Source organism: Streptomyces sp. NBC_00414 (assembly GCF_036038375.1).
Lineage (GTDB): Bacteria > Actinomycetota > Actinomycetes > Streptomycetales > Streptomycetaceae > Streptomyces.
In genome coordinates this window covers 3,178,887-3,191,811 of record NZ_CP107935.1, presented here as the reverse complement: position 1 = coordinate 3,191,811, position 12,925 = coordinate 3,178,887, and the positions used below count along the sequence as shown (strand labels likewise).

Sequence of the window (12,925 nt, the reverse complement as noted above, 5' to 3'; positions counted from 1 at the left end):
ATCATGGCCCCGAGCGCCATGAGCAGTGACAACAATCGGACCGACAGGAACTGGGCGAAGTCGCTTTCCGACGCCCAGCCGCTCTCGTACTGGCTGGACGACCCCGCCAGACCCCGCCCCGAGCCCGCGCTCACCACCGTCGAGACCTGTGACCTGCTCGTCGTCGGCGGTGGCTACAGCGGACTGTGGACCGCGCTCCTCGCCAAGGAGCGCGACCCCGGGCGCGAGGTCGTCCTGGTCGAGGGCCGCGAGGTGGGCTGGGCCGCCTCGGGCCGCAACGGCGGTTTCTGTGCCGCCTCCCTCACCCACGGCCTGTCCAACGGCCTGACCCGCTGGCCCGACGAGATCCACACGCTGGAGGAGCTGGGCGCGCGCAACCTCGACGGCATCGAGGCGACCGTCGCCCGCTACTCCCTCGACTGCGACTTCGAGCGCACCGGCGAGATCGACGTGGCCACCGAGCCGTACCAGGCGGCCGAACTGCGCGAATGGCACCTGGAGTTGCAGGACCGGGGCCTGGCCGACGGCGTCGAGTACCTGGACACCGAAGCCGTACGGGAGCAGGTGGACTCGCCGACCTTCCTCGGCGGTCTGCACGACCGCCGGGGCGTCGCCATGCTGCACCCCGCCAAGCTCGCCTGGGGACTCAAGCGCGCCTGCGTCGAACTGGGGGTGCGCGTGTACGAGAACACGCCCGCGCTCACCCTGCGGGCGTACGGCGCGGGAATGGCCGTCCGCACGCCGTACGGCAGTGTGCGCGCCCGCCGGGTCGCCCTCGGCACGAACATCTTCCCGAACCTGGTCAAGCGCGTGCGCCCGTACACCGTCCCGGTCTACGACTACGCGCTGATGACCGAGCCGCTGACCGCCGGACAACTGGCCTCGATCGGCTGGAAGAACCGGCAGGGGCTCGGGGACTCGGCGAACCAGTTCCACTACTTCCGGCTGTCCGCCGACAACCGGATCCTGTGGGGCGGCTACGACGCTGTCTACCCGTACGGCGGCCGGGTGCGCGCCGAGTACGACGACAGGCCGGACACGTACGCGAAGCTCGCCGGGCACTTCTTCACCTGCTTCCCGCAGCTCGAAGGCGTCCGGTTCACCCACGCCTGGGGCGGCGCGATCGACACGTGCTCCCGTTTCTCGGCCTTCTTCGGTACGGCGCACGGGGGCCGGGTCGCCTACGCGGCGGGCTACACCGGCCTCGGTGTGGGCGCGACCCGGTTCGGCGCGGACGTGATGCTCGACCTGCTGGCGGGGGAGCGCACGGAGCGTACGTCGCTGGAGATGGTCCGCAAGAAGCCCATGCCCTTCCCGCCGGAACCGTTCGCGTGGACGGGCATCACGCTCACCAAGTGGTCCCTTGCACGCGCGGACGCGCACGGCGGCCGGCGCAATCTGTGGCTGCGGACGATGGACAAGGCGGGTCTCGGCTTCGACAGCTGAGACGGACGCAGAACTCTCCCGCAATTCGTTGCCGAAAGCCGCGTAATGCCCGGCCCGAACCTCCCTCTCCCCTGTGACGCGACCAGCGTCGACACGAGAGAGGGAGGTTCCGCCATGACAGGGGCCAAGACGGCGGTCGAGTGGCTGGCATCCGTGGCACCGGATCCCGAGGCCTGCCGCTGGGAGTGGGAGCGCAACCCCGCGGGGATCGCGCTGCTGCCGGCGGGCAGGCTCTGGGACGTGCTCATCCTGCCGGGCCGGCTCGGCTACCCGACGCTCGACGTGCTGTCCCGCGTGCTCGACCAACCGGGTCCCGTACTCGTCGACTTCGGCGACGCGCGCATGGGTTTCTTCGTCCCGCCGGGGACGGCCGCGCGCTGGCTGGGCACGGGGGTGCGCACGGCGGGCCGCGGTACGTGGATCGTCGTGCCGTATCCCGGGCGCTCGACCGGCGGGGTCCGCTGGCTGATTCCCCCGGACGGCTCCGGCACGCTCACCGACCCGGCACTGCTGGAACTGGCCATGCACGAGGCCGCGGCGGCCCTGGCGACGGGTGACCGCGATGGGTCCGGCGACTGATGGCGGCGGTCGACCACGGACCGGCCGTCGACCACGGACCGGCGGTCGACCACGGACCGGCCGTCGGTGACGGATAGCTGCCGGAGGTCTTGACAAGATAATTGGTCTGGACCAAGTTGGGCGCGCTCCACCCTCCAATTCCCCCACGCCGGGAGGTACTCGTGGATCGCGTCGGATCTGTCCGCAGACCTGTCCACAGAGCAGTCCGCAGAGCAGTCCTCGCCGTCTGCGCGGCCACCGTCCTGGCCGTGCCCGGTATCACCGCACTCTCGTCGGCCGCCCGTGCGGCCGACGCGGACCTGACCCGCAACGGCGGGTTCGAGTCAGGCCTCGACGGCTGGACCTGCACGGCGGGTGCCGTGGTCGGCTCACCCGTCCGCAGCGGTGCTTCGGCGCTGAAGGCGACCCCGGCCGGCAGCGACAACGCGCAGTGCGCGCAGACCGTGACCGTCCGGCCCGACTCCCAGTACACGCTCGCCGGATACGTCCGCGGCGCCTACGTCTACCTCGGCGCGAGCGGCACCGGCACCACCGACGTCTCCGCCTGGACCCAGTCCGCGCCGGACTGGCAGCGGCTCGCCACCACCTTCCGCACCGGCCCCTCCACCACCCGGGTGACGATCTACACGCACGGCTGGTACGGCACCGGCGCCTACCACGCCGACGACGTGACCCTGGTCGGCCCCGGCGTCGACGCGGGACAGCCGCCGGCCGCACCCACCGGCCTCACCGTCGGCACGGTCACGTCCACCGGCGTCGGCCTGTCCTGGCCCGCGGTACCGGGCGCGACGGGTTACGCCGTCTACCGCGACGGGACGAAGATCCAGACGCCGACCGGGACTTCGACCACCGTCAACGGCCTCGCCCCCTCGACCGCGTACTCCTTCCAGGTCACCGCCGTGAACACCGCAGGCGAGTCCGCGAAGTCCCCGGCCGTCACGGCGACCACCGCGGCCGGCCCGGGCGGCGGCGACCCCGCGGACCTCCCCGCCCACGCACTGGTCGGCTACCTCCACGCGAGCTTCGCCAACGGCTCCGGCTACACGCGGATGGCCGACGTCCCGGACAGCTGGGACGTGATCGACCTGGCCTTCGGTGAACCGACCACCACGACCTCGGGCGACATCCGCTTCGACCGCTGCCCGGCCGCCGAGTGCCCGGGAGTCGAGACCGACGCCGAGTTCAAGGCGGCGATCAAGGCCAAGCAGGCCGCGGGCAAGAAGGTCCTCATCTCGATCGGCGGCCAGAACGGCCAGGTGCAGCTGACGACCACGGCCGCCCGCGACACGTTCGTCTCCTCGGTCTCGAAGATCATCGACACGTACGGACTCGACGGCCTGGACATCGACTTCGAGGGACACTCGCTCTCCCTGAACGCCGACGACACCGACTTCAAGAACCCGAAGACACCGGTGATCGTGAACCTCATATCGGCGGTGAAGACCCTCAAGGCCAAGTACGGCGACGACTTCGTCCTCACGATGGCCCCGGAGACGTTCTTCGTCCAGCTCGGCTACCAGTACTACGGAACGGGCAAGTGGGGCGGCCAGGACCCGCGCGCCGGGGCCTACCTCCCGGTCATCCACGCCCTGCGCGACGACCTGACCCTCCTGCACGTCCAGGACTACAACTCCGGGCCGGTCATGGGCCTCGACAACCAGTACCACTCCATGGGCGGAGCCGACTTCCACATCGCCATGACCGACATGCTCCTCACCGGCTTCCCGGTGGCGGGCGACGCGGCCAACGTCTTCCCGCCGCTGCGCCCCGAGCAGACAGCCATCGGCATGCCGGCCTCGACGAACGCGGGCAACGGACACGTACCGCCGTCGGAGACCAACAAGGCCCTGGACTGCCTGACGAAGAAGACCAACTGCGGTTCGTACGCGACCCATGGCACCTGGTCCGCCCTGCGCGGCCTGATGACGTGGTCGATCAACTGGGACCGCTTCGGCGACTGGGAGTTCTCGAAGAACTTCGACGGCTACTTCGGCTGAGGGGTCGCGGCTGCCGGATCACCGAGCCGCCGTGCCGCCGCGGGACAGGAACATCGAGAGTCCCAGCAGCAGCACGGCGCTCAGGCACCAGCTCCCCGCCACGTCCAGCGGCCAGTGGTAGCCGCGGCGGACCAGGCCCAAGCTCACGGCTGCCACCAGGACCAGGCAGGCGATGACGAGTTCCCGGCGGAGGTAGCGGTTGTGGAGCCAGGGGAGCAGCAGCAGGACGGCGGCTCCGTAGGCGACGGCGGCCGTGGCGGTGTGCCCCGAGGGGTAGTAGCCGTCACCCGCCATGCCGGGCGGCCCGGTGCGGCCGACGGCCTCCTTCAGCGGGACGACCAGGAGCGGCACGACGGCCATGGTGATCAGGGCCGCCAGCGGTGGCAGCCACCAGCGGGGGAGGCCCGCACGCAGAGCCCGCCAGGCGACGTACGCGGCGACCGCGGCCAGGACGGGGACGGCGACCTGGATGTTGCCGAGGTCCGCGAGGAACTCGGCGGCGCCCTCCGGGAGGCGGCTGCCCTCGACCGTCCGCGCTAGCCGCTCGTCCGCCCGGCGCAGCGGACCGTCGACGCAGACCTGCCAGGTGAGGAGGCCGAAGAGAAGAAGAAGGAGGAGGAGGACGAGCGGGGCCGGCCCCCGGCCCCGGCTCCCCGCAGCAGGCGGGCCTTCGCCCTCGCCCTGGCTGCCGCTGTCGGGGGCATGCGGCGAGGACCGCCGATCCGGAACGCTGGTCATGCCGTACAGCGTGCCAGCAGGACCCGGCCGGGCCCCGTCAGGGGCGCGGGGACCGCGCGCCCAGCCGCACGCGACCCGCAGCCGCGAACCACACCCGGCCGCGGAACGGACCACAAGCGCGAAACGGACCACAAGCGCGAAACGGACCACAAGCGCGGAACGGACCACAAGAGCCGGCCCGCAGCCGGGCCGGGACGCGCCGAAGGGCTTGCACCAGGGGGGGTAGGTGCAAGCCCTTCGGTGGTACAGGCACCCCGACCCACCACTCGCTGCCACCCGCTCGCGCGGACGTTCACGAAGTGGCGCCGAGGCGGCCGTTCTGATCGGGTTGTCGCGCGCCCCGGGGGGTTTGGGGCGAGCGACTGTCCGATCGGTGAGGAGACCCGGAGCCGAAGGCCCCGGTTGTGTGCGCGAAGGCACGACCAGGGCGAAGCTGGGGAGGCCCCGTCCTGATATCGCCCACAGTCCCCTGTGGGCGGGGTGCATCTCTCATCTGCGTAGAACCTACGACAGCCGGAAGGCGTCCGACAGACGGAATCGGATCCCGCCATGCACCTCGCACACCTTCTTCACACGCCCCGCTCCTCGGGACCCCGAGACCGGAACCGATGAGAGCGACCTCGCTCAGATGCGGGTCAGATACGGGCAAAAGCCTGCTCGATGATGTCGAGGCCCTCGTTCAGCAGGTCCTCGCCGATGACCAGCGGCGGCAGGAAGCGCAGCACGTTCCCGTAGGTGCCACAGGTAAGGACCAGCAGGCCCTCCTGGTGGCAGGCCTTGGCGAGCGCGGCGGTCGCCTCCGCGTTCGGCTCCTTCGTCGTACGGTCCTTGACCAGCTCGATCGCGATCATCGCGCCCCGGCCACGGATGTCGCCGATGATGTCGAACTTCTCGGCCATGGCGCCCAGCCGGGCCTTCATGACGGACTCGATGTTCTTCGCCCGCGCGTTGAGGTCCAGCTCCTTCATCGTCTCGATGGAGCCGAGCGCGCCGGCGCAGGCCACCGGGTTGCCGCCGTAGGTGCCGCCGAGGCCGCCCGCGTGCGCGGCGTCCATGATCTCGGCGCGGCCCGTCACGGCGGCGAGCGGCAGACCGCCCGCGATGCCCTTGGCGGTGGTGATCAGGTCCGGGACGATGCCCTCGTCCTCGCACGCGAACCACTGGCCGGTACGGCAGAACCCGGACTGGATCTCGTCGGCGACGAAGACGATGCCGTTGTCCGTGGCGAACTCGCTGAGGGCCGGCAGGAAGCCCTTGGCGGGCTCGATGAAGCCGCCCTCGCCGAGCACCGGCTCGATGATGATCGCGGCCACGTTGTCCGGACCGACCTGCTTGGTGATCTCGTCGATGGCCTGCGCGGCGGCCTCGGCGCCCGCGTTCTCCGGACCGGTCGGCCAGCGGTAGCCGTACGCCACCGGCACGCGGTAGACCTCGGGCGCGAACGGGCCGAAGCCGTGCTTGTACGGCATGTTCTTCGCGGTCAGCGCCATCGTGAGGTTGGTGCGCCCGTGGTAGCCGTGGTCGAAGACGACGACCGCCTGCCGCTTGGTGTAGGCGCGGGCGATCTTGACGGCGTTCTCGACGGCCTCGGCGCCGGAGTTGAACAGGGCGCTCTTCTTGGCGTGGTCGCCCGGGGTCAGCTCGGCGAGCGCCTCGGCGACGGCCACGTAACCCTCGTACGGCGTGACCATGAAACAGGTGTGGGTGAAGTCCTGGAGCTGGGCGGCGGCCCGGCGCACGACGGCCTCGGCGGAGGCGCCGACGGACGTCACGGCGATACCGGAACCGAAGTCGATGAGGCGGTTGCCGTCGACGTCCTCCAGGATCCCGCCGCCGGCGCGCGCGGTGAAGATCGGCAGCACGGACCCCACACCGGACGCGACCGCGGCGGTGCGGCGGGCCTGCAGTTCCTGCGACTTCGGGCCGGGAATGGCGGTGACGATGCGGCGCTCCTGCGGAACTGCGCTCATGAGGGGCTCCCTGGGGTCGTGCGACGGGCTGACGGGTTTCCTTCCCCGCAGGCTAGGGCCGGGGGTGGGGGGTGGGCATGCTCCATCTGGGCGGTGTCGGAGAAGCCGCTTGTCCGTGTTGGACATGGCGCGGCCGGGGAACGTCCAAGGGGGTGGGGGCGCGTCTCGTCGCTCACCCGGCCGGGTGAGCGGTGAACTCCCCTTGTGAGGGCGTTAGATTGACTCGGAACCACGTACGGAGCGGCTGGTCAGGGGTGGCAGAGGCGATGGACAGCGACGGCACGCACGACGCACGGGGCACGCACGCCGATCGTGTGCCGCGGCCGGCCGGACCGCCCCGGGTGCCGCCACGGCCCGCCCAGGCGCCCGGCGGGCCGCCGCGGCCGGACGGATCCGCCTTCCTCACCTGGCTGCGCACCTCCCGGCCCGAGGCCGCGCCGGGCGTGTGGCGGTTCGGGCACCGGCCCCGGCCCGAGGTGGAGCCCGAGCAGATCCCGGCCCGGCAGCTGCTGAGCGGCGCGTTCATCGCGTTCCTCGTGGGCTACCTGATCTGGTCGCTGCTGTGGAACGGCTACCTCGGCGGCTGGTGGCTGCTCCCGCTGTACGCGATGATCCCGGACTCCTGGGCCCAGCCGCACAGCTTCGGCTCCGTGGTGGTCGTCTACGCCTACTACGTGGCCGTGGCGCTCGGCATCATGATCGGCGTCGGCCGGCTCGGCCGGTGGAGCGAGGTCTGGCGGCGGTACGGCCTGCCCGCCTGGCGACGGGCCGCACCCGTCGACGACCGGCCGCCCACCCCCGAGGAGGACCCCGCGCAGTGGAACGCCCTGCGCGCCGCCGGAGCCGCCGACGCCGCCGACCGGCTGGGCTCCGACGCCCGGGCCGGCCTCATGCGCGATGTCGACCACGCCCGGATCACCCGCGCCTGGCAGGGCGTGCGCAGCGGGCGGCACAGCCTCGCCACCTTCACCGGCGCCGTGCTCCGGGAGGGTGCCGCCGCCTGCCTGCACCCCTCCGGGGACCGGGATCTGCCCGGCCGCCTCGCGCAGCACGACCTCGTCACGGGGCAGGTGCGCCTCGGCACGACCGCCGACGACCCCCGCAACCCGTACGCCTACCGCGGCACCGGGATGGCGCTCGGGCCCGAGCTGCTGGGCACCTCGCTGCTGGCCGTCGGGCCCGCCGGATCCGGCAAGACCGGCGGTGTCGTCCGGCCGCTCGTCGAGTCGCTGTGCCTGCACGCGCTCGCCGGACGGGCCGCCGTGGTCGTCGTCGGGGCCGCGGGCGCGGGCCTCGGCCCGGTGGACGCGTACGACGTCGTGGTGCGGGTCGGCAATCCCGAGTCCGTGTACGACCTCGATCTGTACGGCGGCACCACCGACCCGGACGAGGCCGCGGCCGTGCTGGCCGAGGCGCTCGTCGGTGATCTCGCCGACCCGCACCCCAGCGGGGACAGCCGGCGGTCCACCACCGTGCTCGCCCAGTTGCTCGGGCCGTACCGGACCGTCCACGGCCGTTTCCCTTCCGTGCCCGAACTGCGGCAGCTCCTCGACGGCGCGCCCGGCCCGCTCGGCGCGCTCCGCAAGGCGCTCACCGAGAGCGGCCAGGAGTCGCTGCTGCGGGAACTCGACGCACGCGAACGGCAGCTGGGGCAGCCCGGCGACGTAGGCGGGGTGCTCGCGGACCGGGTCGCGCTGCTCGACCGGCCCGCCTTCGCCGGGTTCTTCGACACCTCCGGGCAGACCCGGCCCTTCTCGCTGCGCGCGCTCGACCATCCCGTACGCGTACGGATCGACCTGCCCCAGCGCGGCCACGCGGACGCCTCACGGATCCTGTCGCGGCTGGTCCTCGCCCAGTTCGCGGCCAGCGTCGCGGTGCGCGAGGACCGGTCCCTGTTCGCCTGCCTCGTCCTCGACGACGCCGCCGGGGTCGTCACCCCCGAGGCAGTACGGGGGATCCAGCGGCTGCGGTCCGCCAACGCGGGAGTCGTGATGACCCTGCGCACGCTCGACGACGCGCCCCGCCCGCTGCGGTCGCCGCTGCTCGGCGCGATCGGGTGCCGGGTGGCGCTGTCCGGGCTCACCCCGTGGGACGGGCAGGACTTCGCCGAGGTCTGGGGCAAGGAGTGGATCGAGGCGCGGGACGTCACCGACCGGCAGATCATCGCGGAGACACCGGCCGGGAAGGCCGTCCACATGCTGCGCCGGGTGATCACCGGGAACGCGCCCACCGCCCGGGCCGTGACCGTGCGCCAGGTCGAGCGGGAACGGTGGTCGGCGTCCGAGCTGGCGCACGGGGTGCCGCCGGGGCACGCGGTGCTCTCGCTCACCAGCGTGCGCGGCGAGCACGCTCCGCCCCTGCTGGTGGACCTGCGGAACCCGGGAAGCTGAGCCGCGCCGGAGCCTTCAGCGGTACGCGGGCAAGGTGTCTGGACATATGGTCACTGGTCGACCGTACGGTGAGGCAGAATCGGCGAAGGTCGTTCATACATCGCGGCCAAAGGATCACCTCGTCCGTGACTGTCGAAGAACCTGTGAAGACCTGAAGGCCTCATGCCCCCCACGCTCGCCTCGCTCGTCCATCACTCGACGCTCAAGCTCACCGTCCGCGCGGGCAAGGAACGGCTGGACACCCCCGTGCGCTGGGTCCATGCCAGCGAGCTCGCCGACCCCGTGCCGTACATGGAGGGCGGGGAACTCCTCCTCATCACGGCGCTCAAGCTGGACGCCGAGGACGCCGACGCCATGCGCCGGTACGTGAAGCGGCTGGTCGGCGCCGGGGTGGCCGGGCTCGGCTTCGCCGTCGGAGTGCACTACGAGAAGATCCCGGGGGCACTGGTCGAAGCGGCGGTGGAAGAGGGGCTGCCGCTCCTGGAGGTCCCCCGGCGCACGCCTTTTCTGGCCATCAGCAAAGCCGTCTCCGCGGCCATCGCCGCCGACCAGTACCGGGCGGTGACCGCCGGGTTCGCCGCGCAGCGCGAACTGACCCGGCAGGCACTGAGCGACGGCCCCGAAGGACTGCTGTCCGCACTCGCCTCACAGGTCGACGGATGGGCCGCGCTGTACGACGCCTCCGGGGCCGTCGTCGCCACCGCACCCGAATGGGCGGGACGCAGGGCCGCCCGGATCACCGCCGACGTGGAGCGGCTGCGCGACCGGCCCGCGCCCGCGAGTTCCGTCGTCGGCGGGGACCCCGCGGACGGCACGGACGGCGAGGACCGGGTCGAGCTGCACTCGCTGGGGACCGGGCGCCGCGCCCGCGGCGCGCTCGCCGTCGGGACCGCGTCCGCGCTGGGCACGGCCGAGCGGTACGCCGTGCACTCCGCGATCGCCCTCCTGACACTCGTCACGGAACGCTCCCGGTCGCTGTACTCCGCCGAGCAGCGGATCGGCGCGGCCGTGCTGCGCATGCTGCTCGCCGGACAGTCCGACCACGCCCGCGGGGTCGCCGGGGACCTGTACGGAGGGCTGCTGGACGCGCCCTACCGGATGATGCTCGCCGACGCCGGGGGAGATCTGGTGGGCGGTTTCGTCGAGGTCGCGGAGGCAGCCGCCGCCCGGTCCGGCGAGGCCGTGCTGGTCGTGCCCGACGGGGAGCGGCTCGTGGTGCTCGCCGCGGACGGGGGCGCGGTGGTCGCCGCCTGCACCCGGTACGCGGAGACCGTCGGTATCGCGCGCAGCGGTTCCGAACAGGGGACCGACGAGGACGAGCTGGTCGTGGGGGTGTCCGCGCCCGCCGGGCCGGTCGCCGCGGGGGCCGCCTACAAGCAGGCCGAGCAGGCGCTGTCCGTCGCCCGGCGGCGGGGGCGGGTGCTGGTCGAGCACGAGGACGTGGCCACGGGGTCGGTGGTGCCGCTGCTGGCGGACGACGCGGTGCGGGCGTTCGCCGACGGGCTGCTGCGGGCGTTGCACGAGCACGACGCGACCGGGCGGGGGGATCTGGTCGCCTCGCTGCGGGCGTGGTTGTCGCGGCACGGGCAGTGGGATGCGGCCGCGGCGGATCTGGGGGTGCACCGGCATACGTTGCGGTACCGGATGCGGCGGGTCGAGGAGATTCTCGGGAGGTCTCTCGATGATCCGGATGTGCGGATGGAGTTGTGGTTGGCGTTGAAAGCGACGGCTGCGGCTTCGCCTTCGAGGGAGCAGTAGGCGGTTCTTGTCGGGCTCTTTGCCGGGTGCGGGTGAGTGAGGGCTGAGGTGTTGCGCAGTTCCCCGCGCCCCTTGGCGGTGGGGGGCCTGGAGTGTCGCGTGCGGGCGCGTCGTGGTGGAGCGCGCGGTTCCCCGCGCCCCTGGGTGGGAGCCCCTCACGGTGTCTGACGAAGTGGAGCTGTGTCGGGGAGCACTGCTACGTCTTGGACAAGTGGGTGTGCGGGGCTCCGGGCCTACCGTGGGGTGGTCGAGCAGTTGACCTACTTTATGGAAGGGCCGGGCCCTCATGACTTCCACCCACGCCTTCTGGCTCGCCGGGCGCCAGGCCACCGGTGAGACCGCCTTCGACGTCACGTCCCCCTGGGACGGGCACCTCGTCGGCAGGGTCGGCGTCCCCAGTGACGCCCAGGTCGAGGAGGCCGTCGCCGCCGCGTACGCCGTGCGCGACGAGTTCGCCGCCACACCGGCCCACGTACGGGCCGCCGCCCTGGACCACGTGAGCAAGCGGCTCGTGGAGCGGACCGAGGAGATCGCCCGGCTCATCTCCGCCGAGAACGGCAAGCCGGTCAAGTGGGCCCGCGGCGAGGTCGGCCGGGCCGTGTCCGTGTTCCGGTTCGCCGCCGAGGAGGCCCGCCGGTTCAACGGCGGCGAGGCCCAGCGGCTCGACACCGACCTCGGGGGCCAGGGACGGCTCGCCCTCACCCGGCGCTTCCCGAAGGGCGTCGTGCTCGGCATCGCGCCCTTCAACTTCCCGCTGAACCTGTGCGCCCACAAGATCGCCCCGGCCATCGCGGCAGGCGCGCCGATCATCCTGAAGCCCGCGCCCGCGACCCCGCTGAGCGGCCTGGTCATCGGCGAGCTGCTGGCCGAGACCGAGCTGCCGGCCGGCTCCTGGTCCGTGCTGCCCGTCGCCAACGACAAGATGCCCGCGCTGGTGCGGGACGAGCGGCTGCCCGTCATCTCCTTCACCGGGTCCGACAAGGTCGGCTACGCGATCATGGACTCCGTACCGCGCAAGCACCTCACCCTGGAGCTCGGCGGCAACGGCGCGGCCGTCGTGCTCGCCGACTGGGCGAGCGACGAGGACCTCGACCGGGCCGCGACGCGCATCGCGACCTTCAGCAACTACCAGGGCGGCCAGTCCTGCATCTCCGTGCAGCGCGTCGTCGCGGACGCCTCGGTGTACGACCGGCTGCTGCCCCGGATCGTCGCCGCGGTCGAGGCCCAGGTGACCGGGGACCCGTCCGACGACACGACCGACGTCGGCCCGCTGGTGAGCGAGGACGCTGCCAGGCGTGTCGAGTCGTGGGTCGACGAGGCCGTCGCGGCCGGGGCCGAGCTGCTCGCCGGCGGCAAGCGGGACGGTGCCTCGTACGCGCCGACCGTGCTGGCCGGCGTACCGGACGGGGTGACCATCTCCTGCGAGGAGGTCTTCGGGCCCGTCCTCACCGTGCAGAAGGTGGACGGGGAGGCCGCCGCCTTCGCCGCCGTCAACGAGTCCAAGTACGGGCTGCAGGCCGGGGTGTTCACCCACGATCTGCAGGCTGCCTTCCGGGCCCACCGGGCGCTGGAGGTGGGCGGTGTGGTGATCGGTGACGTTCCCTCGTACCGCGCCGACCAGATGCCGTACGGCGGGGTGAAGCAGTCCGGTGTCGGGCGGGAGGGCGTGCGGTTCGCCATGGACGACTACACCTACGAGCGCGTGCTGGTCCTCACGGGGCTCGCCCTCTGAGGCCGGGGACCGAAGCTCCGCGGCTGCCCTATGGCTAGTGACAATCATTTTCATGTAGTGTGCCGGGCATGGCAGTCCCGAAGCGTAAGATGTCCCGTTCGAACACTCGGCACCGTCGTTCCCAGTGGAAGGCGGCGACACCCGATCTCGTCCCCTTCCACGTCGACGGGCGCGAGTACGCGGTACCCCGCAGGCTGATCCGCGCCTACGAGCGCGGGCTCATCCAGCCCGAGGGGTGACACCGCCCGACCTCCGGACGCACAACCCCCGGACGAAGCACCCCCGGACGAAGGGGCCCGGCACCGCTGCCTTACG

Annotated in this window: 9 protein-coding genes; 7 read left to right on the top strand and 2 right to left on the bottom strand. The window is 72.3% G+C overall.

All coding sequences use genetic code 11. The annotated features are described in order from the left end of the window. Nucleotides 1-3 precede the first annotated feature (3 nt). The 3 genes from OHS59_RS13535 (at nt 4) to OHS59_RS13525 (ending at nt 4,022) form a co-directional block, all read left to right on the top strand. Nucleotides 4-1,446, top strand: coding sequence for an NAD(P)/FAD-dependent oxidoreductase (locus tag OHS59_RS13535; RefSeq protein ID WP_328493663.1), 1,443 nt, complete (start codon nt 4-6; stop codon nt 1,444-1,446). Between the two features lie 114 nt (nt 1,447-1,560). After that, nucleotides 1,561-2,025 (top strand): hypothetical protein, encoded by a 465-nt coding sequence (locus tag OHS59_RS13530; protein WP_328493662.1) that lies wholly within the window; start codon nt 1,561-1,563, stop codon nt 2,023-2,025. Nucleotides 2,026-2,267: 242 nt separating this feature from the next. After that, nucleotides 2,268-4,022 carry a chitinase gene (locus OHS59_RS13525; protein WP_443061630.1) on the top strand — a complete coding sequence of 585 codons (1,755 nt, stop codon included), beginning with the start codon at nt 2,268-2,270 and terminating at the stop codon, nt 4,020-4,022. Nucleotides 4,023-4,040: 18 nt separating this feature from the next. Here the strand turns inward: OHS59_RS13525 and OHS59_RS13520 are convergent, their stop codons facing one another. Continuing rightward, entirely contained in the window at nt 4,041-4,760 is a 720-nt protein-coding gene (locus OHS59_RS13520; RefSeq protein WP_328493660.1) for a phosphatase PAP2 family protein, read from the bottom strand. 635 nt (nt 4,761-5,395) lie between these two features. After that, nucleotides 5,396-6,730: a 4-aminobutyrate--2-oxoglutarate transaminase gene (gene gabT / locus OHS59_RS13510; protein WP_328493659.1), complete on the bottom strand. Its 1,335-nt coding sequence runs from the start codon at nt 6,728-6,730 to the stop codon at nt 5,396-5,398. Between the two features lie 266 nt (nt 6,731-6,996). Here gabT and OHS59_RS13505 point away from each other — a divergent pair, with 266 nt between their 5' ends. The 4 genes from OHS59_RS13505 to rpmF all read left to right on the top strand — a co-directional run bounded on the left by OHS59_RS13505 (nt 6,997) and on the right by rpmF (nt 12,849). Continuing rightward, nucleotides 6,997-9,120, top strand: coding sequence for an ATP-binding protein (locus OHS59_RS13505; protein WP_328499189.1), 2,124 nt, complete (start codon nt 6,997-6,999; stop codon nt 9,118-9,120). A 162-nt stretch (nt 9,121-9,282) separates the two neighbouring features. Beyond that, on the top strand, nt 9,283-10,878 hold the full coding sequence (locus tag OHS59_RS13500) for a PucR family transcriptional regulator (protein ID WP_328493658.1): 1,596 nt from the start codon (nt 9,283-9,285) through the stop codon (nt 10,876-10,878). A 286-nt stretch (nt 10,879-11,164) separates the two neighbouring features. Beyond that, entirely contained in the window at nt 11,165-12,610 is a 1,446-nt protein-coding gene (locus OHS59_RS13495) for an aldehyde dehydrogenase family protein (RefSeq protein WP_328493657.1), read from the top strand. A 68-nt stretch (nt 12,611-12,678) separates the two neighbouring features. Continuing rightward, on the top strand, nt 12,679-12,849 hold the full coding sequence (rpmF, locus tag OHS59_RS13490; protein ID WP_328493656.1) for a 50S ribosomal protein L32: 171 nt from the start codon (nt 12,679-12,681) through the stop codon (nt 12,847-12,849). Nucleotides 12,850-12,925 lie beyond the last annotated feature (76 nt).